At 61.8% G+C, this 25,032-nt stretch carries 26 protein-coding genes and 1 tRNA gene; 16 read left to right on the top strand and 11 right to left on the bottom strand.

The features are described from left to right. Positions 1-51 precede the first annotated feature (51 nt). The gene (gene bhcR, locus V3C85_RS17260; RefSeq protein ID WP_331796644.1) at positions 52-870 is read right to left on the bottom strand and encodes an HTH-type transcriptional regulator BhcR; all 819 of its coding nucleotides are present in this window, start codon (positions 868-870) and stop codon (positions 52-54) included. Positions 871-1,046: 176 nt separating this feature from the next. On the opposite strand from bhcR, the gene bhcA reads away from it, so the two are divergent. The 12 genes from bhcA (at position 1,047) to V3C85_RS17200 (ending at position 14,273) form a co-directional block, all read left to right on the top strand. Then, entirely contained in the window at positions 1,047-2,237 is a 1,191-nt protein-coding gene (bhcA, locus tag V3C85_RS17255; RefSeq protein ID WP_331796643.1) for an L-aspartate--glyoxylate aminotransferase BhcA, read from the top strand. 41 nt (positions 2,238-2,278) lie between these two features. After that, a complete protein-coding gene (gene bhcB / locus V3C85_RS17250) occupies positions 2,279-3,250 on the top strand; it encodes a beta-hydroxyaspartate dehydratase BhcB (RefSeq protein WP_331796641.1) in 972 nt (323 codons plus the stop codon). Between the two features lie 4 nt (positions 3,251-3,254). Continuing rightward, a complete protein-coding gene (gene bhcC / locus V3C85_RS17245) occupies positions 3,255-4,418 on the top strand; it encodes a 3-hydroxy-D-aspartate aldolase BhcC (RefSeq protein ID WP_331796640.1) in 1,164 nt (387 codons plus the stop codon). Between the two features lie 162 nt (positions 4,419-4,580). Next, positions 4,581-5,540 carry an iminosuccinate reductase BhcD gene (gene bhcD, locus V3C85_RS17240; RefSeq protein ID WP_331796639.1) on the top strand — a complete coding sequence of 320 codons (960 nt, stop codon included), beginning with the start codon at positions 4,581-4,583 and terminating at the stop codon, positions 5,538-5,540. A 135-nt stretch (positions 5,541-5,675) separates the two neighbouring features. Next, entirely contained in the window at positions 5,676-7,457 is a 1,782-nt protein-coding gene (locus V3C85_RS17235; protein WP_331796638.1) for an IlvD/Edd family dehydratase, read from the top strand. 9 nt (positions 7,458-7,466) lie between these two features. Further along, complete coding sequence (locus tag V3C85_RS17230; RefSeq protein ID WP_331796637.1) at positions 7,467-8,201, top strand: SDR family oxidoreductase; 735 nt, start codon at positions 7,467-7,469, stop codon at positions 8,199-8,201. A gap of 8 nt (positions 8,202-8,209) precedes the next feature. After that, positions 8,210-8,887 carry a GntR family transcriptional regulator gene (locus V3C85_RS17225; RefSeq protein WP_331796636.1) on the top strand — a complete coding sequence of 226 codons (678 nt, stop codon included), beginning with the start codon at positions 8,210-8,212 and terminating at the stop codon, positions 8,885-8,887. A gap of 171 nt (positions 8,888-9,058) precedes the next feature. Beyond that, positions 9,059-10,186 carry an ABC transporter permease gene (locus V3C85_RS17220; protein WP_331796635.1) on the top strand — a complete coding sequence of 376 codons (1,128 nt, stop codon included), beginning with the start codon at positions 9,059-9,061 and terminating at the stop codon, positions 10,184-10,186. 3 nt (positions 10,187-10,189) lie between these two features. After that, complete coding sequence (locus V3C85_RS17215) at positions 10,190-10,969, top strand: ABC transporter ATP-binding protein (RefSeq protein ID WP_331796634.1); 780 nt, start codon at positions 10,190-10,192, stop codon at positions 10,967-10,969. A 9-nt stretch (positions 10,970-10,978) separates the two neighbouring features. Next, on the top strand, positions 10,979-12,718 hold the full coding sequence (locus V3C85_RS17210; RefSeq protein WP_331796633.1) for an MlaD family protein: 1,740 nt from the start codon (positions 10,979-10,981) through the stop codon (positions 12,716-12,718). Next, complete coding sequence (locus V3C85_RS17205) at positions 12,718-13,377, top strand: ABC-type transport auxiliary lipoprotein family protein (RefSeq protein WP_331796631.1); 660 nt, start codon at positions 12,718-12,720, stop codon at positions 13,375-13,377. The genes V3C85_RS17210 and V3C85_RS17205 overlap by 1 nt, the downstream gene beginning before the upstream one ends. Positions 13,378-13,394: 17 nt before the next feature. Further along, on the top strand, positions 13,395-14,273 hold the full coding sequence (locus tag V3C85_RS17200) for a DMT family transporter (protein ID WP_331796630.1): 879 nt from the start codon (positions 13,395-13,397) through the stop codon (positions 14,271-14,273). Here V3C85_RS17200 and V3C85_RS17195 read toward each other — a convergent pair. The 9 genes from V3C85_RS17195 to V3C85_RS17155 all read right to left on the bottom strand — a co-directional run bounded on the left by V3C85_RS17195 (position 14,270) and on the right by V3C85_RS17155 (position 21,104). Then, complete coding sequence (locus tag V3C85_RS17195) at positions 14,270-14,875, bottom strand: ferric reductase-like transmembrane domain-containing protein (protein WP_331796629.1); 606 nt, start codon at positions 14,873-14,875, stop codon at positions 14,270-14,272. The two genes, V3C85_RS17200 and V3C85_RS17195, sit on opposite strands and share 4 nt — an antisense overlap. Positions 14,876-14,879: 4 nt before the next feature. Next, entirely contained in the window at positions 14,880-15,365 is a 486-nt protein-coding gene (locus V3C85_RS17190) for a twin-arginine translocation pathway signal (protein ID WP_331796628.1), read from the bottom strand. Between the two features lie 213 nt (positions 15,366-15,578). After that, a tRNA-Glu gene (locus V3C85_RS17185) sits at positions 15,579-15,653 on the bottom strand. Positions 15,654-15,707: 54 nt separating this feature from the next. Next, positions 15,708-16,511: a lytic murein transglycosylase gene (locus V3C85_RS17180; RefSeq protein WP_331796627.1), complete on the bottom strand. Its 804-nt coding sequence runs from the start codon at positions 16,509-16,511 to the stop codon at positions 15,708-15,710. Positions 16,512-16,649: 138 nt separating this feature from the next. Beyond that, a complete protein-coding gene (locus V3C85_RS17175; RefSeq protein ID WP_331796626.1) occupies positions 16,650-18,626 on the bottom strand; it encodes a hypothetical protein in 1,977 nt (658 codons plus the stop codon). Between the two features lie 128 nt (positions 18,627-18,754). After that, positions 18,755-19,624 carry a flagellar motor stator protein MotA gene (gene motA / locus V3C85_RS17170; RefSeq protein ID WP_331796625.1) on the bottom strand — a complete coding sequence of 290 codons (870 nt, stop codon included), beginning with the start codon at positions 19,622-19,624 and terminating at the stop codon, positions 18,755-18,757. A gap of 48 nt (positions 19,625-19,672) precedes the next feature. After that, positions 19,673-20,242: a MotE family protein gene (locus V3C85_RS17165; protein WP_331796624.1), complete on the bottom strand. Its 570-nt coding sequence runs from the start codon at positions 20,240-20,242 to the stop codon at positions 19,673-19,675. Next, entirely contained in the window at positions 20,239-20,619 is a 381-nt protein-coding gene (locus V3C85_RS17160; protein WP_331796623.1) for a hypothetical protein, read from the bottom strand. The genes V3C85_RS17165 and V3C85_RS17160 overlap by 4 nt, the downstream gene beginning before the upstream one ends. Positions 20,620-20,630: 11 nt before the next feature. Next, positions 20,631-21,104, bottom strand: a complete 474-nt coding sequence (locus V3C85_RS17155) for a flagellar basal body-associated FliL family protein (protein WP_331796621.1) — start codon at positions 21,102-21,104, stop codon at positions 20,631-20,633. 119 nt (positions 21,105-21,223) lie between these two features. On the opposite strand from V3C85_RS17155, the gene fliF reads away from it, so the two are divergent. The 4 genes from fliF to fliP are packed head-to-tail and all read left to right on the top strand — an operon-like array spanning position 21,224 to position 24,426. Then, positions 21,224-22,831: a flagellar basal-body MS-ring/collar protein FliF gene (fliF, locus tag V3C85_RS17150; protein WP_331796620.1), complete on the top strand. Its 1,608-nt coding sequence runs from the start codon at positions 21,224-21,226 to the stop codon at positions 22,829-22,831. Then, a complete protein-coding gene (locus V3C85_RS17145; protein ID WP_331796618.1) occupies positions 22,831-23,421 on the top strand; it encodes a FliH/SctL family protein in 591 nt (196 codons plus the stop codon). Before fliF ends, V3C85_RS17145 begins: the two co-directional genes overlap by 1 nt. After that, positions 23,414-23,686 carry a FliM/FliN family flagellar motor switch protein gene (locus V3C85_RS17140; RefSeq protein ID WP_331796616.1) on the top strand — a complete coding sequence of 91 codons (273 nt, stop codon included), beginning with the start codon at positions 23,414-23,416 and terminating at the stop codon, positions 23,684-23,686. Before V3C85_RS17145 ends, V3C85_RS17140 begins: the two co-directional genes overlap by 8 nt. Before the next feature lie 32 nt (positions 23,687-23,718). Beyond that, positions 23,719-24,426 (top strand): flagellar type III secretion system pore protein FliP, encoded by a 708-nt coding sequence (gene fliP / locus V3C85_RS17135; protein ID WP_331796833.1) that lies wholly within the window; start codon positions 23,719-23,721, stop codon positions 24,424-24,426. A 40-nt stretch (positions 24,427-24,466) separates the two neighbouring features. On the opposite strand, the gene V3C85_RS17130 is transcribed toward fliP, so the two are convergent. Further along, positions 24,467-25,015 carry a TlpA family protein disulfide reductase gene (locus V3C85_RS17130; protein ID WP_331796614.1) on the bottom strand — a complete coding sequence of 183 codons (549 nt, stop codon included), beginning with the start codon at positions 25,013-25,015 and terminating at the stop codon, positions 24,467-24,469. Positions 25,016-25,032: the final 17 nt, after the last annotated feature.

The raw sequence follows: 25,032 nt of genomic DNA, 5'->3' as shown, positions 1-25,032 counted from the left end.
GTGCCTGACCTCAGACCCACCCGGATCGATGAGCCCAAAGCAGGACCGCCCCTATTTGTTGGCCTGCCCACCAATCGCCCGTGTTACCTGATCTGCCGCGCGCATGACCAATGTGCCCAAGTGATCGGCCGCAGAAAGCGGCATGCGAAACGCGGGGCCAGAAACCGAAATGCCGGCAATCGGTTCGCCATGGCCGTTGAAAATGGGGGCGGCGATGCAGCGCATGCCTTCGGCGCGTTCCTGATCGTCAATCGCATATCCCCGCGCGCGGATACGCGCCAGATCGGCCAGCAGATAGTCGGCGCTGTCATGGCTGCGCGGTGTATAGGCCGCCAGCCCCTTGCGTGTCAGAATGCCTTGCACCTTGGTCGGGTCAAACCAGGCCAGCAGGGCCTTGCCGATGCCTGAAACATGCATGGGCCCGCGCGTGCCGGGCGGAAAGAAGGCGCGGATCGCCTCATGCGTTTCGACTTGTGACAGGAACAAAACCTCGTCCTGCACCTCTATCCCCAGATTGGCGGTTTCGCCGGTTTCGCGCATCAGATGATCCATCTGCTGACGGGCTCGCTCGACCACCTTGGTGCGGCGCAAAAAGGCCGACCCGATACGAAAGGAACCGGCACCGACATGCCAGGTCTGCCCCGGTTCTTCGCATTCAACCATGCCATGCGATTGCAACGTGACCAGCGCGCGATACACCGTGGCCACGGCCTGACCGGTGCTTTCGGCCAATTCCGTCAGCGTTTGGCCCTGCCCTGCCGCCAGCGCGGCCAACAGATCAAGCCCCCGATCCAGGGCCTGAACGGTGTTCTGTTCGGTCTTGTCGTGAAAGGCCTTTGGTCTGCCACGCGGGCGGGGGGGCTGTGTCATGCGGCTTTCCTTTTCTTCCTGTCATCCTGTCGGGCCAGATGGCTGAAAAAAGCAATGTCGCTGATTATAGACGAAAAAATGAATTACCAAAGCAAATGAAAAACTTTTTCGAAAAAATTGTGTGGGCGCCATGCTGCGCTTAGGCTTGCAGCATCCTGAACCTGAATGGTGCGAACATGAGCCTGCAAAACCCCGTCTTCATTCCCGGCCCGACCAATATGCCCGAAGCGGTGCGCAAGGCCTGTGACATGCCCACCATCGACCATCGCAGCCCCGCTTTCGCGCGGATGTTCAAACCCGCCGTGGCGGGCGTGCGCCGGGTGCTGAACATGGCCGAGGGTGAGGTGATCATCCTGCCGTCCACCGGAACGGGCGGATGGGAGGCGGCGATTTCAAACACGCTATCGCCCGGCGATACGGTGCTGGCGGCGCGGTTCGGCATGTTCAGCCATCGCTGGATCGACATGTGCCAGCGGCACGGGCTGAAGGTTGAGATCATCGAAACACCCTGGGGCGAAGGTGCCCCGCTGGCCCGGATCGAGGCCGCGCTGAAGGCCGATACCGCGGGGCGGATCAAGGCGGTGCTGGCCACACATAATGAAACGGCAACGGGTGTGGTGTCTGACATCGGCGGCATTCGTCGCGCCCTGACGGCGGCAAAGCACGATGCGCTGTTCTTTGTCGATGGGGTGTCGTCGATCGGGTCGATGCCGTTCGAGTTTACGGGCTGGGGCGTCGATATTGCCGTGGCGGGCAGCCAAAAGGGGTTCATGCTGCCGGCGGGTCTGGCGATCCTTGGGGTGTCACCCAAGGCCACGGCGGCGATGGAGACAGCCACCCTGCCACGCACCTTTTTCGATTTCCGTGACATGCTGAAATCCTATGCCACGGGTGGCTATCCCTATACCCCAGCGGTCGGTCTGATCTCGGGTTTGGCCAAGGCCATCGAGATGCTGGAAGATGAGGGGCTGGAGGCGGTGTATGCCCGCCACCACCGTCTGGCCGAAGGCGTGCGCCGTGCGGTTGCGGCCTGGGGGATGACGCCCTGTGCCGTTTCGGCAGACCTATATTCCGACACGATCACCGCCGTTGTGGTGCCGCCCGGATGCAACGGCACCGACTTGGTGAAACTGGCAGCCGAAAAATATGGCGTCGCCTTTGGCGTGGGTCTGGGAGAGGTTGCGGGCAAGGTGTTCCGCATCGGTCATCTGGGCATGCTGACCGATGTGATGGTGCTGTCTGGTCTGGCCACTGCCGAGATGTGCATGGCCGATCTGGGCTGGCCGATCCGGCTTGGGTCGGGCGTGGCGGCGGCGCAAGAGTATTACCGCGGGTCGGCGGGCGCGATGGCGATGGCGGCAGAATAGCCATCACCCCAAAGCATGATGAACAGAACCAGGGTGCTGACATGAAAGATCTGAGCACGATGTATATCCCGACTTTCGACGATGTGGTGGCCGCGCATGATCGCATCCGCCCCCATATTCACCGCACACCAGTGCTGACCTCCAGCTATTTTAACGAGCTGACCGGGGCCGAGTTGTTCTTCAAATGTGAGAACTTTCAAAAGGCTGGGGCGTTCAAGGTGCGGGGCGCGTGTAACGCGGTGTTTGGCCTGAGTGATGAGCAGGCGCGTCTGGGTGTCTGCACCCATTCCAGTGGCAACCACGCGCTGTCGCTGTCTTATGCGGCGGGGCGGCGGGGCATTCCGTGCAACGTGGTGATGCCACGCACGGCGCCACAGGCCAAGAAAGATGCGGTGCGGGGCTATGGTGGGGTGATCACCGAATGCGAACCTTCGACCACCAGCCGCGAGGCCGTGTTTGCCGAGGTGCAGGCCCGCACCGGGGGGGAATTCGTGCATCCCTATAACGATCCGCGTGTGGTGGCGGGGCAAGCGACCTGTTCGCGTGAGATGTTGGAGCAGGTGGAGGCCTTGGACGCCATCATTGCGCCGATTGGTGGCGGTGGCATGATCTCGGGCACCTGCCTGACAGTGTCGGCCCTTGCGCCGGGGGTGGATGTTTATGCGGCTGAACCAAAGAATGCCGATGATGCCTATCGCAGTTTCAAGGCGGGTCGCATCATTGCCGATGATGCGCCCGAGACGGTGGCGGATGGGCTGAAGGTGCCGCTGAAAGACCTGACATGGCATTTTGTGCGCAACCACGTCACCGAAGTGTTCACGGCCACCGAAGATGAGATCGTCGAGGCGATGAAGCTGACGTGGAAGCGCATGAAGATTGTGATGGAGCCAAGCTGCGCGGTGCCCTTGGCGACCATTTTGAAAAACAAAGAGGTCTTCCGGGGCCGTCGGGTGGGGGTTGTGATCACCGGTGGCAATGTGGACCTTGACAACCTGCCCTGGATGAAAGGCTGAGATGATGAATTCGCATGTGAAACTGGACGGGCTTGAAGTTGGCTATGACATTCCGGCGCTGCCGGGCATGGATGAGGCCGATATCCAGACCCCTTGCCTTGTGCTGGATCTGGACGCTTTGGAGCGCAATATCACGAAGATGGGCGACTACGCCCGCGCCCATGGCATGCGGCATCGGGTGCATGGAAAGATGCACAAATCGGTGGATGTTGCCAAGCTGCAAGAGCGGCTAGGTGGCGCGATTGGTGTTTGCTGTCAAAAGGTTAGCGAGGCCGAAGTGTTTGCCCGTGGTGGGATCAGGGATGTTCTGGTTTCCAATCAGGTGCGCGATCCGGCCAAGATCGACCGTCTGGCCCGGATCCCCAAGTTGGGGGCGCGGGCGATTTGCTGTGTGGACGATCTGGCCAATATCACTGATCTGTCAGCGGCGGCGCAAAGGCATGGCACTCAGATCGAATGTCTGGTCGAGATCGACTGCGGGGCTGGGCGCTGCGGCGTGAAGACGGCGCCCGAAGTGCTGGCCATCGCGCAGGCCATTCAGGCGGCGCCGGGGCTGAAATTCGCGGGCATTCAGGCCTATCAGGGTGCGATGCAGCATATGGACAGCTATGACGACCGCAAGGCCAAGATCGCCCTTGCCGTGGCGCAGGTGAAAGAGGCCGTGGATCTGCTGGCGGCAAACGAAATTTCCTGCGACATCGTTGGCGGTGGTGGCACCGGAAGCTATTATTTCGAAAGCAATTCAGGTGTTTACAACGAATTGCAGTGCGGTTCCTATGCGTTCATGGATGCCGATTACGGCCGCATTCTGGACAAGGATGGCAAGCGGATTGATCAGGGCGAATGGGAAAATGCGCTGTTCATTCTGACCAGTGTGATGAGCCATGTGAAGGCCGACAAAGCCATTGTCGATGCCGGGCTAAAGGCGCAATCGGTGGATAGTGGCTTGCCCGTGATCTATGGCCGGACGGATGTGAAATACGTCAAATGCAGCGATGAACATGGCGTGGTCGAAGACCCGCAGGGTGTGCTGAAGGTCAATGACAAGCTGAAGCTGGTGCCGGGCCATTGTGACCCGACCTGCAATGTTCATGACTGGTATGTGGGCGTGCGGGGCGGCAAGGTTGAGGTGGTTTGGCCCGTCTCGGCCCGTGGCAAGGCCTATTGACGCGCGCGGCATTAACCTGACCCCGGACAGGGAAAACCTGCTGCTTTTCCCTGTCTGACATCCATGCACCCCCCGTACACCCCCTGTGCAGACAGATGTGCCGGGGGGCGCGCGTGGGGCCATGGTTAACAAGACCGGGCCCAGCCCGAAAAAGGAGTGCCGATGCTGATCGTTCCCGAGGCGTTGATCGCCGATCTGGTTTCGCCCGAAGATGCCTTTGCGGCGGTCGAGGCGGTGTTTGCCGCGATGGATGCGGGCGGGGCCTATAACTTTCCGGTGGTGCGCGAGGCGCTGGGCGAGGGGCGGCAATACGGGTTCAAATCCGGGCTGGACCGGACGGGGCATTTGCTGGGCGTCAAGGCCGGGGGCTATTTTCCCGGCAATGCCGCCAAGGGGATGATCAATCACCAGTCCAGCGTCTTTTTGTTTGACCCCGACACCGGTCGCCCGGTGGCGATGGTGGGGGGCAATCTGCTGACGGCGTTGCGCACGGCGGCGGCCAGTGCCATTTCCATCGACCGCTTGGCCCGCACGGATGCCAAGGTGCTGGGCATGGTGGGGGCGGGCCATCAGGCGGCGTTCCAGTTGCGCGCAGCGGCGCGGGTGCGGCGGTTTGAAAAGGTGATCGCGTGGAATCTGCATCCTGACATGTTGCCCAGGCTGGGGGCGGTGGCTGCCGAATTGGGCTTGCCCTTTGAGGCGGTGCCGCTGGAGCGGATGGTCGAGGCCGATGTGATTGTGACCATCACCTCATCCCCTGCGGCCAGTCTGATGGCGGCGCATGTGTCGCCCGGCACGCATCTGGCCTGCATGGGCACGGATACGGTGGGCAAGCAAGAGGTGGACCCCGCGCTGGTTGCCGGGGCAAGCCTGTTTACCGATGAGGTGGCGCAATCGGTGACGATTGGCGAGGCGCAACATGCGGTGAAGGCCGGGTTGGTGGATGCCACGGCCATCACCCCCTTGGGCGCGGTGATCACCGGGAGGCATCGGGGGCGGGCCTTTGACAGTGAAGTGACCCTGTTTGACGGCACCGGGGTGGGTTTGCAGGATCTGGCGGTGGCGGGCCGTGCGGTGGTGCGGGCGCAAGAGCGTGGCTTGGGCAGCGCCATCGACGTCTAGCCACTCCGTCGTGCGGCCTTTGCAGGGGGGGCTTTGCAGAGGAGGGCTTGCATTTGGTATACCAAATCTGGAATGTGCATCCAAACGGGCAGTGGGGGTGCGGTTGCCCCCGGCCCGTCAGAGGAGGACAGGCAGATGGGTTCGACACGCGCCAACAAGAAGTTCCGGTCGCAAGAGTGGTTTGACAACCCCAACAATCCCGGCATGACGGCGCTGTATATCGAGCGCTATCTGAATCAGGAATACACGCGCGGCGAATTACAGGGTGAGCGGCCGGTGATCGGCATCGCGCAGACCGGCAGCGACCTTGCGCCCTGCAACAAGATTCACGTCTTTCTGATGGATCGCATCAAGGCGGGGATTCGGGATGCGGGGGGCATTCCGATGGAATTCCCGGTGCATCCGATTCAGGAAACCGGCAAGCGTCCGACGGCGGCGCTGGACCGCAATCTGGCCTATCTGTCGCTGGTCGAGGTGTTGCACGGCTATCCGATCGACGGGGTGGTGCTGACCACGGGCTGTGACAAGACAACGCCTGCCATGCTGATGGGGGCGGCGACCGTGGATATTCCGGCGATTGCGCTGAACGGCGGCCCGATGCTGGATGGCTGGTGGAAGGGCAAGCGGGCGGGGTCGGGCACGATTGTCTGGGAAAGCCGCCGGCTGTTGTCGGAAGGGCAGATCGACCTTGAAGAATTCATGAGCCGGGTCTGCGCCAGTGCGCCCAGCCTGGGCCATTGCAACACTATGGGCACGGCCAGCACGATGAATGCGATGGCCGAGGCGCTGGGCATGAGCCTGACGGGCAATTCCGCCATTCCTGCGCCGTTCCGTGAACGGATGGCGATGGCATATGAAACCGGGCGGCGGATCGTGGCGATGGTGCATGAGGATCTGAAGCCTTCGGATATTCTGACGCGGGAGGCGTTTGAAAACGCGATTGTGGTGAATGCCGCGATTGGTGGCAGCACCAATGCCCCGCCGCATTTGCAGGCGATTGCGCGCCATGCGGGCGTGGCGTTGGATGTGAAGGATTGGCAGAAAGTGGGCTTTGATGTGCCCCTGCTGCTGAACATGCAGCCCGCTGGTGAGTTTCTGGGCGAAAGCTTTTTCCGCGCCGGGGGCGTGCCTGCGGTGATGGGAGAGTTGATGAAGGCCGGACGCATTCATCAGGGCGCGATGACGGCCACGGGCAAGACCATGGGCGACAATCTGGCCGGGGTGGAAAGCGAGGATCGGGCGGTCATTCGCCCCTATGACGATCCGCTGCGGCTGAACGCCGGGTTCCTGGTTCTGTCGGGCAATCTGTTTGACAGCGCCTTGATGAAAACCAGCGTGATCTCGGCCGATTTCCGCAAACGCTTCTTGTCGGAACCAGGGCGCGAAGGGGTGTTCGAGGCCCGCGCCGTGGTGTTTGAAGGCCCCGAGGACTACCATGAGCGGATCAATGATCCGGCGCTGGAGATTGATGAAAAGACCATTCTGTTCATTCGCGGGGTGGGTTGCGTGGGCTATCCCGGATCGGCCGAGGTGGTGAACATGCAGCCGCCGGATGCGATCCTTAAGGCCGGGATCAACCATCTGCCGACGGTGGGCGACGGGCGGCAATCGGGCACGTCGGAAAGCCCGTCGATCCTGAATGCCTCGCCCGAAAGCGTGGTCGGGGGTGGCCTTGCCCTGTTGCAGACGGGGGATCGCGTGCGGCTGGATCTGAATGCCAGCCGTCTGGATGCGCTGGTGGACGATGCCGAATGGGCGGCGCGGCGTGCGGCCTGGGTGGCGCCGGAATTGCACCATCAGACCCCGTGGCAAGAGATTTACCGCAAGCATGTGGGGCAGTTGGCCGATGGCGGCTGTCTGGAACTGGCGACGGCCTATCACAAGGTGGGCCGCGATTTGCCGCGCGACAATCATTAGGGTAAAGCGATGAAGACGATCATGATCACCGGGGCAGGCAGCGGCATTGGCCGCGCCACCGCCCGGCACTTTCTGGAAAACGGCTGGCGCGTCGGTCTTGTTGGGCGGCGCGCGGCGGCGTTGGACAAAACCGCGCAGGGCCATGCCGCGGCACTGGTGCTGCCCTGTGATGTGACAGACCCGGCGGCGGTGGATGCGGCGGTGGCGGGCATGGTGGCGCAATGGGGCCGGCTGGATGCCTTGTTTAACAATGCGGGCGTCGGCCTGCCTGCGACATTGATTGACGACATCAAGGTCGAGGATTGGCTGAATGTGGCCAATATCAACATCACCGGCATGTTCCTGTGCGCCCGTGCGGCCTTTGGCCAGATGCGGCGGCAAGACCCGCAGGGCGGGCGGATCATCAACAACGGTTCGATCAGCGCGCATGCGCCAAGGCCGGGGTCGGTGCCCTATACCATGTCGAAACATGCGGTAACGGGGCTGACACGGACCCTGTCTCTGGATGGGCGGCCGTTCAACATTGCCTGCGGGCAGATTGATATCGGCAATGCGCTGACCGAAATGGCGCTGCCGATGACCAAAGGGGTGCCGCAGGCGGATGGGTCGATCCGGGCCGAGGCGACGATGGATGTGGCCCATGTGGCCGAGGCGGTGCTGCATATGGCCAATCTGCCGCCTGAGACGAATGTGCAGTTCATGACGATCATGGCCACCACCATGCCCTTTGTCGGGCGCGGTTAAGGCCGGGCATGTCGGACGCCAATCTGGCCATTGATCTCGCCGCGCATTTGCGTCGCGATATCTTGCGCGGTGCGCTGCCCCCCGGCGCGCCGATCAAAGAGCGTGACAATGCGCTGGAACTGGGGGTCAGCCGCACCCCGATGCGAGAGGCGATCCGCATTCTGGCGCAAGAGGGGCTGGTGGTGTTGCGCCCGTCGCGCAGCCCGATTGTGGCCCAGCCGGGGTTCAAGGAAATCGCCGATCAGGTGGCGGTGTTGCAGGTGCTGGAGAAATTGTCGGCCGAACTGGCCTGCCGCCATGCCACCGAGGCGGATCTGGCCCGCATTCGCGCGATCAATGACGACATTGCCGCCAAGCAAGACCGGGCCGATCCGCTGGATCTGTTTGAGATCGACATGAGCTTTCACACGGCCATTGTGGCGGCCTCGGGCAATGCGGCCCTGGCGGAAACGCATCGGTCGTATCTGGCGCGGCTGTGGCGGGCGCGGTTTCTGGGTGCGCGTCTGGCGCGCAGCCGGGCGCGGGTGGTGGGCGAACATGCGGCCATCGTGCAGGCGCTGATGGCGCGCGATGCCCCGGCTGCGCGGGCCGCGATCGAGGCGCATATCGGCAATCTGGCAGAATATATCCGCCCGGTGATCGAGGCCGAAGAAGCACAGGCGCAAAGGCCCAAGCGACCGGATTGATGGCAGGGCCGGTGGCCGCGCCGTTATTTCAGGCAGGCCCGCACAGGCATTGAAGCGGCAGGGCAACATGCGGGTGGTGTGGATTGCTGCCGGGGGCTGCCCGGGCCGATCTGGGTTGAACTTGCCAGAGGCGCGAGCGATGATGCAGCAGCAGCAAGGAACCCACCCGGAATGGCTGTCGGCAGCATCAGCGTGAACAGCAGCACAGACGGCACCCGTGCCGCGCTGTCTGGGCGGTTGGGGGTGGCCGATGTGATGCAGGTAAACCGGGCGCTGAAGGGCGTGCCGGACGACCAGACCCTGGTTCTGGATATGGCGGCGGCGGAATGGATCGACACCAGCATCGCCTGGGCCATTGGTGTGAAACAGCAGGCGATCGAGGCCGCGGGGGGACGTTTGCAGATTGACGGTGCCCTGCCCGAAGCCCGGCAATTGCTGGACACGGTTTTTGCCGCTCTGCCCAAGCCTGACGCCGCCAAGGCCGATGGCGGGCGCCCAAGCCTGACGCAGATGCTGGACCGGGTGGGGCGCAGCATTGCCGGGGCGGGCGGGGTGTTGGCGCAATCGCTGGCGCTGCTGGGAATGTTTCTCAGCCGTTTGGGGCACAGCGTGCTGCATCCGCGCGACTTTCGGCTGACGGCGCTGGTGCACCATTGTCAGGCCGCAGGCCTGGGGGCGGTGCCGATTGTGGCCCTGATGGCCTTTTTGATCGGCGTTGTGCTGGCCTTTCAGGGCTCGATGCAGTTGCGCCAGTTCGGGGCCGAGGTTTTCGTGGTGGATCTGATCTCGATTTCGATCCTGCGGGAATTGGGCATCTTGCTGACGGCGATCATCGTGGCGGGGCGCACGGCATCGGCCTTTACGGCGGCCATCGGGTCGATGAAGATGCGCGAAGAAATTGACGCGATGCGGACGCTTGCGATTGATCCGGTGGCCGCCTTGATCGTGCCACGGGTGCTGGCGCTGATCTTGATGTTGCCCATTCTGGGGCTGATCGCCAATCTGGCCGGGTTGATTGGTGGCGCGCTGATGGCCTGGGTAGAGTTGGGGATTTCGCCCGCGATGTTTCAAACCCGGTTGATCGAAGGCACCGATGTGAAACATGTGTTCGTCGGTCTGGTCAAGGCGCCGGTGTTTGCGCTGGTGATCGGGATCATCGGCTGTCAGGCCGGGTTGCGGGTAAAGGGCACGGCGGAATCCTTGGGCAGCATGACGTCCAGCAGTGTGGTGGCCGCGATTTTTGCGGTGATTGTGATTGATGCGCTGTTTTCGATCTTTTTCGCGCAGATCGGGATCTGAGCCATGACCGAGACGGTGATCGAAGTTCGTGGCTTGCGCACCCAGTTCGGGACGCATGTGGTGCATGAGGCGCTGGATCTGGATGTGTATCGCGGCGAGATTCTGGGTGTGGTTGGCGGATCGGGCACGGGCAAATCGGTGCTGTTGCGCATCATCGCGGGGCTTTTGGTGCCGCAGGCCGGGCAGGTGACGATGCTGGGCACCGACATCTTGCATGGCGCAGAGGCCGCGCAGGCCGCGATTGGCCACCGGATCGGCGTGATGTTTCAGGATGGGGCGCTGTTTTCCTCGCTGACGGTGTGCGAGAATGTGGAAGTGCCGCTGCGGGCGATCAAGGAACTTGACCCGGCCACGCGCGAGGCCTTGGCGCGGTTGAAAATCTCGCTGGCCGGGTTGCCGTGGTCGGCGGGGGATAAATACCCGTCGGAACTGTCGGGGGGGATGCGCAAGCGGGCGGGGCTGGCCCGTGCCCTTGCGCTGGACCCTGAAATCGTGTTTCTCGATGAACCTACGGCGGGGCTGGACCCGATTGGTGCGGCGGATTTCGATTTGCTGATCCGCAAGCTGAGCAAGACGCTGGGCCTGACGGTGTTTCTGGTGACGCATGATCTGGATACGCTGCATGCGGTATGTGACCGCGTGGCCGTGCTGGCCGAACGCAAGGTGCTGGTGACGGGCACGATGGAAGACATGCTGAAGGTCGATCACCCTTGGGTGAAGGAATATTTTCAGGGCCCGCGGGCGCGTGCGGCGCAAGTGCCGCAGGCGGCGGGAACCAGCTAGGATACCGGAATGGAGACGAAGGCGAATTATGTGCTGATCGGAGCCTTTGCCTTGGCAGGGTTTCTGGGCATTCTGGCATTCTTTCTGTGGTTCGCGCAGGTCGAGCTGGACCGGCAGTTCGCCTATTACGACATTGATTTTTCGACCGTTTCTGGCCTGTCTTCGGCATCCGAGGTGCGGTTCAGCGGCTTGCCGGTGGGGCAGGTGGTCGATGTGGGGCTGGCCCCCGATCAAAGTGGCAGTATCCGGGTTCGCATCGAGGTGGGGGCCGATACGCCGGTGCGCGAGGACAGCGTGGCCACGATCGAGATGCAGGGGGTGACCGGGGTGGCCTATGTCGGGCTGACCGCCGGGTCGCCCGAAAGCCCGCTGCTGAAACCCGGCGCCGATGGTGCGGTGCCGATGATCGGGGCCGGGCGGTCGGTGTTGCAAAGCCTGAGCGAGGATGCGCCGCAGGTGGTGGAAGAAGTGCTGTCGGTGACCCGCCAGTTGGGCGAGATTCTGGGGCCGGAGAATCAGGCCCGGATCACCAGCATTCTGGCCAATCTTGAGGGGTCTTCGGAAAATCTGGGGCAGGTGCTTGAGGATTTCTCGGCGGTGACGGCGACGGTGGCCGATGCAAGCGAGGAGATCGCGTCTTTTTCAGCCCGGCTGGAAGAAATTTCGAATGCTGCGACCACGGCGCTGAACACCGCGGACGACACCTTGGGCCAGATCAAGACCTTGGCCGTGCGCGCAGAAGGCACGCTGGATCGGGCCGATGGCGCCCTGGACAGCGGGCGGCGGGCGCTGGATACGGCGGATACGGTGATGACGCAGAACCTGCCCGAGGCGCTGGCCGATCTGGCGGCGACAACCGAAGCGGTGCGCTCGCAGCTTGAACTGGTCAGCACGGATGCCCGCGCGATGATGCAGGAGTTTCGCGAAACCGGCAGTCTTGCCTCGGCCCGGCTGACCGAAGCCGAAGCCACCCTGCAATCAACCGACGCCATGCTGGAGCGGATGACGCAATCGCTGGAATCGTTTGACAGCGCGTCGGTCAGTTTTCAGACGCTTGTCGATGGCGATGGAGCGGCGCTGGTGGCCGAAGGCCGGGCGCTGGTGGCCAATGCGGGCACGGTGGTGGATTCGGCGCGGGTGGTGGCGGAAACCGATTTGCCCGCCATCGTGGAAGACATCCGCACCGCCACCGCCACGGCTGCGCGCGTGGTCGAGGAGGTGGGGGCCGATCTGTCCGCCGCTGCCGGGCGGATTGACGGGCTGAGCGAAGATGCCTCGCAGGCGATGGCGACGGTGTCGGATACCTTTACCCGCGCCAATGACACGCTGACAAAACTGGACAGTGCGCTGGCCGCCGGGGAAAAGGCACTGGCCAGTGCGGATGGGGCCTTTACCTCGGCGGATCGGGTGTTGAACGACGAGGTGGCGACCATTGCTGCCGATGTGCGGGCGATGCTGGGGCGGGTGGATACGGCGGTGGCGCAGGTTTCGGCCGATCTGCCGCAGATCACCGCCGATCTGCGCGACATGGCCGGGCGCGCGAATTCGGCCTTTGCCGAGATTGAGCGCACGGTGCAGGCGGCCTCGCCCCCGGTGCAGGACTTTGCGCGTGAAGGGCTGCCGCAGTTTACCCGGCTGGCCCGTGAAAGCAGTGCTTTGGTGGCGACGCTGGAGCAGCTGGTCAAGCGGATCGAACGAGACCCGACCCGGTATTTGCTGGGCCGGGATGTTCCGGAATTCAGACGTTGATGAGGATAGCCATGCGCCGCCACCCGATTGCCCTGATTGCCGCCTTTGGCCTGTTGGCCGGATGTTCGGCGCTGAGTGCGCTGAGCGATGCGGCAGAGCCGCGGGACGCCTTTCAGTTGCAAGCGCCCCTGCCCGGACCGGTGGCGCGGGGCACACCGCGCGCCGAAGATGTGATTGTCGAAATACCCTCGGCCAGTGGTGCGATTGATACCGACCGGATTCTGGTGCGCCCCTCGGCCACGCAGGTGCAATATCTGCCTGATGCCACATGGATCGAGCCAGTGCCGCAGATGATTCAATCGGCGCTGGTGGATGGGCTGGAGCGGTCGGGCGGGTTTCGGTTCGTCGGGCGCAAGCCGCTGGGGTCGTCTGGCGATGTGGCTGTGATCAGCAATATCGTCACTTTTGATGCGGCGCTGGAGCCGGGGTCAAAGGCCGCGACAATCGAGGTGCGGCTGGCGCTGCGGCTGGTGCGGGAAGAGGATGTTTCGGTTCTGGCAAGCCGCACCTTCGCGGCCAGTGACCGGGCCGAAGACACCTCGACCGAGGCTTTGGTGGCGGCCTATGACCGGGCCACGTCGCGCGTGGTGGGCGAGGCGCTGGATTGGGTCTTGCGCCAGCGCGGGGTGCGTCTGGCGGCGTCGGGCAACACGCCATGATCGGCTGACCGGGCCGTATGGAAACGGATCGCGCCACGGCTGTCGCCTCGGCCACCGTTCTTGTGACGGGGGTGTTCTGGGGCCTGTATTGGCTGCCGGTACGGGCCTTGGGTGCATGGGGATTGGGCGGTGCCTGGGGCACGGCCGCGATTGCGCTGTCGGCGGTTGCGCTGTTGCTGCCCTTGGCATGGCCACGGCGCGCGGTGCTGTGGCAGGCCAATGGTCTGGCCTTGGGGGCCATCGCGCTGGGCGGGGCGGCCTTTGCGCTGTATTCCATCGGCTTTTTATATGGGCGTGTGGCGATCATCATCCTGCTGTGGTTCCTGAGCCCGGTCTGGAGCACGCTGATCGGGCGTTTTGTCATGGGGTGGCCGACCCCGCCGTTGCGGATTGTGGCGATTGTGCTGGGGTTGATCGGTTTGCTGGTGATGCTGGGGGCCGAAGGCGAGATGCCGCTGCCGCAGGGATTGGGCGAGTGGATGTCGCTGGTTGGGGGCATCTTGTGGTCGTTCTCGACCGTTGGCATCCGGGTCAAATCGACGGTCGAGCCGATTTCGGCGACCCTGGTTTTTGCGATGGGTGCGGCGGCGGCCTCGCTTCTGTTGGCGCCGATGCTGGAGCCTGTGCCGCAGCTTGGCGGGCAACCCTTGGGGGCGATCATCGGGCTGTCGGTGCTGACGGGGGGGCTGTGGTGGGCCGTGTCGCTGATCGGGTTGATGTGGGCGACGGTTCGGCTGGACCCGGCGCGTGTCAGCATTCTGCTGATGGCCGAAGTGATGATTGGCGCGGTTTCAGCGGCGGTCTTGATTGGTGAGCATCTGCATCCGCTGGAACTTTTGGGCGGGGCCTTGGTGCTGGTGGCGGGTTTGGTTGAGGTTTGGCCCGCGCGCCGCTAGCGCAATTTTCTGCGCAGGTGCCGCCAGGATTTAAGCTGGGTCACGGCCCAAAGGCTGGCGGCGAGGGCCAGTGCGCAAAGTAAAGCCTTTGAGACAGCGCCCATTGTGCCCTCGATGGTAAGGGCATGGATGGCTGTGGTCAGCACGACGCATAAGGTGAGCGTGCTGTGCCCCAGACGCCAAAGTGGGCGCGGCAGGCGGTGGCGCAGCAGGGCCAGTGTGGCGGCGGCGAACAGCCCCCACATGGCCAGAACGCCCCAGAGCGAAAACGGTGTGGGGGACCGCAACAGCAAGGCGTCGATCACGTCGGGGGGGCTGGTGATCCACAGCCCCGCAACGTGCAGCGCCACCAATCCAACCAGAACCACGCCAAAGCCGCGATGCAGGCGCCGCCCCCGCTGGGCTGGCAGGCCCGGCAACGCCCCGGCGACCAGCAGCGGCTGCACGAACAACAGGATCAGCGCCACCACCCCCGCGAGGCCCGCCACGATGTAAATCGGCTGACGCCATTGCAGCAGCGGGCTGGTCGCGGCAATGAACAGGGGCAGGGACATCGCGGCCAAAACGGCAAGCCAGATCAGAATGGCCTTGGCTGGCGGCATGCGATCAGATGGGCTGTAAGACGAAATCGGCCTGCAACGAGGTATCGCTGGCGCTGGCCATCACCGGGCGCAGGAACACGGTTTCAAACTGATCGCCATCATAGGCCAGATGCCCGTGCGGCTGGCCAAAGGCGGGCACGATTTGCGGCATTTCAAGGCGGAACACCCCATTTGCATCGGTCAGGGTGGCGCCATGGCTGTGAGGGTCGCGCTCATGCCCTTCGGTCGTATGCGCCCAGATCTGGATGCGCTGCCCGGCCAGCGGCATCCCGTCGCCCGCCCGGCGCACGGTGCCTGTCATCCAAAAGCCGCCGCTGCCGATCCGCTCGACAATCGGGGCGCCGGGAAGGTAGTTGTTGGCCCCCCCGCGCATGGTGGGGGTGGGCGCAAGACCTTGGGCCCGCGCCGGCGTCACCCCCGTTGATCCTAGGGCTACGGCCGAAGCGGCAGCGATCAACAGGCTGCGGCGTGTCGGCTTTATCAGGGACATGACGGTTCCTCCTTGTTGGTCGGCCCAGGGCTGCGGCCACACATAGGCGCTGGCCCAAGCTAAACATAGTATGGGCTGTGCAGCGGTCGAACCGCCGCAACGCATTTGTGATCAGGCAGGATTGGGGGGGCGGCTGGTCGGGCAAAGAGGGCTGCATCTGCCCTGCGCCGAGCCGGTATTTTGCGCCTAGGGCGAGATCATTCTGGAGGGAAGTGGCAGCCCGTAGGGGAGTCGAACCCCTCTTTTCAGGTTGAAAACCTGACGTCCTAACCGATAGACGAACGGGCCACTGGCGGCGTGATTACCCGACCCCATCTGCTTCTGCAAGGGTGGAAAAGCGCCTTAGCTGTCGATTCTTTTCCCCATGATCGCGATGGCCTGCTGATAGACTTTGGCGGCATTCCATTCGTGCAGGATGGCAAAGTTCGGTTCGCCCTGCTGATAGCCTGCGCCGGGCTTCCAGCCCTTTTTGCGCAGAAAATTGGCGGTGCTGGCCATCGCATCGGTCAGATTGCCCAGATCAACCCGGCCATCGCCATTTCCATCGACGCCATAGATCAAGGCGTTGCCGGGCAGGAATTGGGTGTGCCCAAGCTCTCCGTGTTTGGCGCCAACGGTGTTTGCGGTGATGCTGCCTTGATCGACCAGTTTCAACGCACCAATCAGATGAGGGGTGAAAAACGCAGACCGGCGGCAATCATAGGCAAGGGTCGCAATCGCAGAGACGACATTGGTGTCGCCCATGAAAGACCCAAAGCCGGTTTCCATGCCGTGAATCGCCAAAAGCACCCCCGCCGGGACGCCATAGCTTTTTTCGAGACCGGCGAAAAAGCTGGCGTTCTTGGCCTTGCGGGCGCGTCCTTGCTTGATGATCGCATCAGCGCCGCGCACCTGCATGAACTTTTCAAGCGTGTATTTGAAGCTTTTCTGGTTGCGGTCTGCCGCGATGGTGGCCTTGGAATAGCTGGTGCCCATCAACGCGGCCAAGCCCTTTTCCCGAACGCCTTGCGCCTTTGCCTCGGCCGCGAATTCTGGTTTCCAGGCTTCGAATCTGGCGCCAGTGTCAGAGCAAGAGGCCGCAACCGCCTGTGTGGCGGATAGGGCCATGACCAAGGCAACACTAAAGGGCTTTGCGAAAAAGAACATGATACTTCCTGACATCGACATTAGCGCCAACTGTAAAGAGTGCGGCCAAGCATTCAAGCCCGACGTGTCGGTTTGACGAGGTGTTCACCGAAGAAGATGAGCAGCCTCTGCATTGGAACTGCGGTCTTTGGTTCGATGTCAGTCCACCATGGTTTGATCAAGGAGTGCGCGAATTGTGGAAACCTGCTCTTCGGTTTTTGTCAGAAGGGACCGGGTCGAAGACAGGCTGACAGGTGCGTCGATTGAATCTTGTGGTAGATCCATCTGAGCCAATGCCGACCAAGGGGTATCGGCTATCGGATCCGGCAAATCCCAGTCGCCGGCCCAGCGTCGGAGGCGGACGGCTTCTTCCAGGCGCCCTTCGCGCGCCAGCAAATCCGCTGCACGATCAAAACTTCCCAAACTTTCAAAGGCTTTTATCCGCAGCTCTGTTGCAGTCGCAGAGTCGATGCCGATGAGCGTCTGAAGAACAGATCGACCATCCCGCTGTGCAAGTTGGAGGGTGGCCAACCGTTCTGGTTGGTCATCCTGAGGGGAAATCCAATCTGTTGCCAGGTCGGGCAAACCCAAAGCCAGCAACCGATCTGCAATTTGAATTCGGTTGGCAGTGGAGATCATGGCACGGTCTTCCTTGGTTGCGCGTGCGGATTGTACCAGGAAATCTCTATCTCCTGCGCCCTCGGGCAAGAAAGCCCAAAGATCCTGTGCTGTGCTGCTGTCTGATGCGGCCAATGCGAAGGCTTCTGTCCAATCGCCCGTAACGGATTTGACCAAAGCCAAGCCACGGGCAATGGCCGGGCCATCTGGCCCTGCGCCTTGTGAAAAATTCAGGGCTTCCAGTTCTGTCACAAAGGCTGGGTCAATGGCTGACTTCTGGTCAAAGGCCAACTCTGCCCGCAAGATCAAAGCCTGTGCCGATTGTGCTGGGTCCTTGATCCCGTCCAATGCCTGCTGTGCAAGTTCTGCATCGTTGCGATCCAAGGCCAATTGTGCGGCCACCAGAAAGCCTGTGTCCGCTCTGCCTGATGTTGATCGTCTCAGTGTATTCAGCAGGATATCGGCTTGCGCAGGTTTGCCAGAAGCTTGCAGTTTCGCGGCAAGATCAGAAGCCATTAGGTCTTTCAATGGGGCGGGCAACGACATGAACGTTTGGACAACGGCATTCGCCTCGACGTCCGGACTCGCGCTTTTGGCGGGCAGGGCTGCGAGGGCCCAGAGCGCCGCCGCGCCGGAGCAGGTTTCCTGGCCGACAAATGGATTTTCATCCGGCAACGACCCGTCAACAAGGTAAGACAGCGCCCAAAGCGCAGGATCTTCAGCTTGGCCTTCTCCCATACTTGCCAGAAGGCTTCGGGCTTCTGCCCCAAAACTGTAGTAGAGGTGGACTTTGACAGCGCTAATCAGATCAGTTCTGTCAACGCGGTCAAACTCACCCAAAATGGCAGCACGGCTCTTTGCCATCTCTGTGGCGGGGCTTTCCCCCTCGGCCCAATCGGCAAGGTTCAATTTGTCATGTGGGGGACAAGTATTGCCATTTCGGGTCAAATCGCGGTTGTCCCCGATTGCAAATTGTCGCTCGTCGTCGCCCGCCCCTTGCGTCGAAGATGGTTCGACTGCGGCAGAGGGAGAAAAGCGAACCACCCCATTGGCGCCCTCACGGTCAAGGTTTGCAATCAGGGCATTGCGGAAATCTGCAAGATCCGGCGGGCTTTGGGCCCCACCTGCCAGATCTGATGCAACCGTGGGCACTTTGCTGTCGGGTTTGATTTTCGTCCAATCATAGCTCGTCTCACTATTGCTTAATGGCCTTTGGCGAGGCCGGCGCTGGGTTGTGTCGCCCAAGGGGGGCAGCAAATTCCCTGCGAAGGTTTTCTCAAAAGCTGAGCCTGCAAGAGGAGGCCCGTCTTTGATATCGATCACCACCCAACGCTCTTGCCACAGGTACGCCTCGGCATGGCAGTTGCAGCCAATGCCCAACTGAAGGTCTCCCGATCTCGGGTCGGCCCAAATGGACTTCAATCGATTCCGGTCAATCAGTTGATAGACGCGCGAAAGGTCAAAGCGCGGGTTGGACGTGCTGAGGCGAAGCTCGTAACCTGCATCTGTGCGCGCCATGGCCCAGTCAGTGCCTGCCGGCAGAGGAACGGTCAGCCGTGTGAATGCCCCGTGCTCTCCGGATTGAACGGCCAATGCTTGAGCCCAAGCGCCATGACCGATGAAACAGAAAAGTAGGAATATCCGTATCATGCGGCATCCTGCTTAAGACTGCGCAGCGCCGTCTCGATATCACTAAAGCTGGGCCGCAAAGTGTGGGGCGTGTTTTGGCGCCCGACTTCGATGCAGATATTGGCGGGGTGCTGGTGCAGGTTGGCGACAAGAACCTCTCGGATCAATTGGTAGAAGTGGTCGTCTTCTTCGACAACGGCGCGCACCTTGTTGGCAAAAGGCCCGACAATCCCATAAGCCAGAAAAACGCCAAGAAAGGTGCCGACAAGCGCGCCGCCGATCATCTTGCCCAGCACTTCGGGGGGCTGGTCGATGGACGCCATGGTCTTGATCACCCCCAGAACGGCGGCAACGATGCCCAAGGCGGGCAAGGCATCTGCCATGGATTGCAGCGCGTGGCTGGAATGCAGGGCGTGGTGGCGGTTTGTCTCCATTCTTTTGTCGAGAACTTCTTCGACCTGATGCGGGTCGTCATAATTCATCGAGGCCGCGCGAAAGGTATCACAGATCAGGTCAATTGCCTCGTGGTCGGTGCAGATCTTGGGATAGCGGGAGAAGATTGAAGAGGTTTGAGGCGCTTCGATATGCTCCTCTAGGCCGACGGGGTTGCTGCGCGCCAGACGGATCAGTTCAAACAACAGGCACAAAAGGTCGCGGTAATCTGCTGGCGACCATTTTGGGCCTTTGAAAACTTTGCCGATATCCTTGCCGGTTTGCTTGAGCACATGGCTGTCATTCGAGACAAGAAATGCACCTACGGCCGCACCGCCGATCATCATCAGTTCGAACGGAAGCGATTTCATGATGATCGCTAGCTTGCCGCCAGCGAGCAGATAGCCACCGAAAACCATGACGAAAATCACGCCGATGCCAATAGATCCAAGCATCTGTTTTCCTCTCTCTTTGCATTGTGCTGGGAGCGCCCGGCATTTTGTTCAATCCTTGGGTGCCAAGGCGTTTCGGCCGGCAATCAGCACACTGAGCGAATAGGCCGACTCTGGTTGCATTCCAGATAAAATGGCGGCGGCCGATTCAGGACGCATTCTGCCAAGAAAGCCAGAGGCAAACTCGGGGGCCATGGTCTCAAACAGGGCCGCTGCTTCGGCAGGCTTCATTGCCTCATAAACGGCCGTCAAACGTGTGAGATCATTTTCTGCAGCACCATCCGCCAAAGCCAGCGTGGCCTTCAGCGACGCCTCGGCAGCGGCAAGTTCTGCGAGCCGGGTCTCGAGGCTTTGTTCGGCAAGCGTCAAGGCTGCCATTCTGTCCCGCATAGCAGCCTCGCGCGCCGTTACAGCGGCATCTCTGGTGTTCAGCGCCTCTGCCAACCGCTCGGGCGGGTCGGGGCATTGCACCGGGGCGGATAATGTGTTTTCGGGCTCATCGGCCTGAAGTGCCATGGCCGTCCCAATGCCTTGGCCGAGGCGCAAAGCACCCGACACAGCGAACATCAGCGCCAAAAAAGTCAGTGGGCCGATTCTTTTGTAACTGCGGCTGAGGTTCATTCGGCAACCCTCAGGGGCTGGCGAGCGGCCCGTCGGCGCACAAATCTGACGCGAGGCTCTCCTTCCGCTGCGGGGTCGGGTGCGGGGGCGTCGGTCTCCAGATCGTGCAGCGATGCTAACATCACTTCCAATCTCGCGGCTGCTGCCTCTGCCCGCCTGACCTGCATATCCAGCGCGCCCTCAGACCTGGAAGCAGTGTCCTTTGCCTTGGACAATGCTGCCGTCATGTCGTCAACCTGGGCAGAAAGCACCGCGATGGCGTTGCCCATGCCGGATTCAAGTGTCGTAAAGCGCTTGAGGCGCCGTGAAAGCAGAAAACAGTAAAGGGCGGCTGCAAAGCCCCCGGTGGCCACAAGAAAATCTGCAATAATGGTCATCAGCGGCTCTCTCAATTCAAGATAAATTCTGAAATCAGCAAGTCGGTCACGCGACCTTCCCCCGTGACGATCTGAATCCGGCGCAGCATCTGGGCCTTGAGCTTTGGCAAGGTGTGCGGATCTTCCAGCTGGCGCAGTTCGACGGCGCGAAGATAGCTGTTCAACACATCAAGGACGCGCGGTGCCATCTGGCGCAGTTCTTCGGCGTGACCCGGCGCGCATTCCAATTGTGCGCCAAAACGTAAATGGCGGGCGGCGGAGTCTGGCCCAAGTGTGATGGTCAAAGGATCAAGTGCCACAAATTCAACGGCGGGCATCGGGGCCACCGTTGAACCCTCGGTCGTCTTGTGGCCGAGCGGCAAGAGATCGAGATAGGTCACTGCAAAGCCCGCCCCCCCCAGCACAATGGCGCCAATAATACCGACAATGATGGGTTTCTTGCCGCCAGTGGCAGCGCCCTCTGGGGAAGCCGTCGTATCAGTCATGTTTCGCCTCTATCCAGGTTGCAGAACAAAAATAGATCGAAGGTCACTAACCGATTGTTAAGACGCCTCCTCCATTGATCGATTTGTCGGGGCCAGAACGGCCCGAGGCGGAGGCACAGGTGAACGATCTTCTCAGCTTTTGGACCCGAATGACCATGGCGCGGCGCCTGATTCTGGTGGCGGCCACGTTGGGTGTCTTTCTGTCGATTCTCGCTTTGGCACGGATGGGCACGGCAACAGAGCAAAGCCTTTTGTATGCGGGGCTTGAATCGCATGCCGCGGGGCAGGTGATCGCGGCACTGGATCAGTCGGCCACCCCCTATGAGGTGCGGGGCGATGCCATCTATGTGCCCAGCACCAGCCGCGATTCCCTGCGCATGCAGCTTGCGGCGCAAGGGCTGCCAGCCTCGGGCGGGCAGGGCTATGAGCTGCTGGATGGGCTTTCGGGCTTTGGCACGACATCGCAGATGTTCGACGCCGCCTATTGGCGCGCAAAGGAAGGCGAATTGGCCCGCACGGCGCTGGCGATGCCCAATGTGCGTCTGGCACGGGTGCATATTGCCGCACAGCAGGGCAACAGTCTGCTGCGAGGGCAAAGTGCCACGGCCAGCATTACCGTCACCATGGCGTCTGGCACAGTGTCGCAGGATCAGGCTGATGCCCTGCGCCACCTGATTGCGGGGGCGATCGGGCAGATTTCGGCTGACCAGGTCACCGTTATTGATGCCATGGCGGGTGTGGTGCCGCCGGGCGGCGGGGGCCTGGGCGGGGAGGCGAACGGTTCTCGGGCCGAGACGGTCAAGCGTAATGTGGAACGGCTGCTTGAGGCGCGTGTTGGCCCGGGCAAGGCAATTGTCGAAGTCAGCGTCGAGCTTGTGCGCGACCGAGAGGCCATTACCGAAAGATTGGTCGATCCGCAGAACCGGGTGGCCATTTCATCGGACAATGAGACGCGGTCGGAAAATGCGACACAGCCCGCGGGTGAAGTGACCGTGGCATCGAATCTTCCGGATGGAGATGCCCAGTCCGGCAGTTCTGGCACCAGCCAAAGTTCTTCCAATCGTGAGCGCGTGAATTTCGATGTTTCGGAAACGCAACGAGAGATCGTCAAAGAGCCTGGCTCGGTGCGGCGAATGACGATTGCCGTGCTTGTCGATGGGGTGACAAGTGTGGCCGCTGATGGCACCGTTTCGCGCATCGCGCGGACGGATCAGGAACTGGCGGATCTGCGTGAACTGGTGGCATCGGCCGCCGGCATGGATGAAGCCCGCGGCGATGCTTTGACATTGAAATCAATGGATTTTCAGCTTGATGCTTCGGCAGGCACAGTGGCGCAGGCCGGGTTGCTGTCGTTTGCGGGGCCGCTGGATGTGATGACGCTGATCCAGTTTGGATTGCTGGCTTTTGTGGCTCTTGCTTTGGCGCTGTTTGTGATCCGGCCCTTGGTGGTTCAGGCGCGCCAACCCGCCACTGTGCCAGAGGCCTTGGGGGCGGGCGGCCCTGCGGCCTTGCCCTCGCCCGCGTCGCGCAGCCCTGCTGCCCTGACCGGAGAGATCGCGGATGATGACATGTCTGACTTTTCTGTTCTCGACCCCGCGGATCGTGCCGGAGACATGCAGCCGCCCCAAGATGCCGTCGCCCGGCTGAAACGTCTGATCGATTCACGTCAGGAAGAGTCGGTCGAGATTTTGCGAGGATGGCTTGAAAAGCAGGAGGAGCGCAGTTGATGCCATTGAAGCTTGAGGTTTTTGAGACGCGCGCTGCGGTTTCTGACGTCGTCGTGATGCAATCGACCGAGGTTGAGGACGCGCGCCTGCAGTCTTATGAAACCGGCTATGCCGCCGGCTGGGAAGATGCCATGGCTGCCGATGCCGAGGAGGCCCGGAAGATATCAGCCGAACTGGCCAACAATCTGCAGCATCTGGCCTTTACCTATCAAGAGGCGCGCGCGCATCTGCTGCGCTCGGTCCAGCCGGTCCTGATTGAACTGGCCACCCGCCTGCTGCCCGAAGTGGCACGGGAAGCGATTGCCCCGGTCGTGCTGGATGCCGTGATGCCCCTGCTGGAAGATGCGTCGGATCAGCCGATTGATATCGTTCTAAACCCCGTTGCCCGCCCGGCGATCGAGCGGCTTTTGACACAGGCGGCGGGCTTGCCGTTGCAGTTTCAGGAAGAGCCGACGCTGGGCGAAGGGCAGGTCTACATCAGGATGCGGCAGGAAGAGTTCCGCGTCGATCTGGACACGGCCACCCGCGACATCATTCGCGCCGTGCATGATTTCTTCGACTGCCCCGAGAAGGAGGACAGCAATGGATAAGACGGCTGACAGTAACCCGTTTGCGCAGGTTCCGATTGAAATTACCGTTTCTGTCGGGCGGGCAAGGCCCTTGGTCAAAGACCTGTTGACCCTGTCGCAAGATGCCGTTCTGCCCCTTGATCGGCGGGTGGAAGACGCGGTTGAGCTGTATATCGGCGACCGCCTGATCGCGCGGGGCGAGTTGCAGGAATTGGAAGGCGACCGTGCGGGCCAACTGGCCGTGCGCCTGACGGAAGTCGCTGATCTGCGGTCGGGCATATCGTGAACACCGTCGCGCGCTTTTGGCTTTTTGCGCTGATGGCCTGCCTGTGCACCATACTTTGGGTGCAACCCGTGGCGGCCCAACAGCTGAGCCTTGATTTTGGGGATGGGCCATCCCTGTCGGCGCGATCGGTTCAACTGATCCTGCTGCTTACGGTGTTAAGCCTTGCGCCGGGTCTGGCCATCATGGTCACCTGTTTTCCCTTTATCGTCACCGTGCTGTCGATCTTGCGCCAGGGCATCGGGTTGCAGCAGGCCCCGCCCAACATGTTGATCGTAAGCCTTGCCATGTTCCTGACGTGGTATGTGATGGACCCGGTCTTTACCGATGCCTGGGTTAACGGAATCGGCCCGCTGAGCCGCGAGGAAATCGACATCGGCACGGCCTTGCCCCGCATCACCGAGCCGTTTCGTGCCTTCATGGCGCTGCGCGTTGACCCGGAAACCTATTTCCAACTGGCTTCGCTGCGGCCCGACGCGTCGGTTTCTGATGTGGCGCAGGCCCCGTTTTCGCTGCTGGTGCCCTCGTTCATGCTGAGCGAGATCAAGCTGGCCTTTCAGATCGGGTTTCTGGTGTTTCTGCCCTTTCTGATCATTGATCTGGTGGTTGCGGCCGTGCTGATGTCGATGGGGATGATGATGGTGCCCCCCGCCATCGTGTCGCTGCCGTTCAAGCTGGCCTTCTTTGTGGTCGCCGATGGGTGGAGCCTGATCGCCGCCGCCCTTGTGCGGTCGTATCTTTAGGCCGTCAGGGTATCTGCTGTCGCGACCTGGATGATCGACGTTATTCGCCAGCCGCAAAGGCCTGCAACACTGCCACGGCACTGTCGCTGTCCCATTCGGCATCGCCAATCAGGCGGGCCACTTCTTCGCCCTTTGGGTTCAGGATCAGCGTCACCGGCAGCCCCATCACCCCGGCAGAGCGGGCCAGTTCTGATTTCGGGTCACGCAAGATCGGCAGTGTCGTGATCTCGGCTTCGGCAAAGAACTTTTCAATGCCGGGCACGGCGTTGCGCCCTGTTGCGACGGGAACAACGGCGATTTCGGGCAGTTTGGCCTGCAGGCGTTGCAAGGACGGCATTTCCTTGCGGCAGGGCGCGCACCAAGTGGCCCAGAAATTCAGCACAACCCATTGCCCGTGATAGTCTGCCATACTGTGCGGGGCGTCGGCTGCGTCCAGCAACGTGGCCTCGGGCAGGGCGATGGCTTGGGTATGAATCGCCAGTTTCTTCATGTCGCCATCCCGCAGCGCGGCCGGGTCGGCACTGGCAAGCCCCGCATTTGCACCCAAGGCAAAGGCCGTATAAAGAATGGCAAGTTTTTTCCGCAGCATGACACCTCCGAAGGCCG

The organism is Pseudotabrizicola sp. L79 (genome assembly GCF_036553525.1).
In the GTDB taxonomy this organism is placed as follows: Bacteria; Pseudomonadota; Alphaproteobacteria; order Rhodobacterales; family Rhodobacteraceae; genus Pseudotabrizicola.
This window is presented reverse-complemented; position numbering and strand designations above follow the sequence as displayed.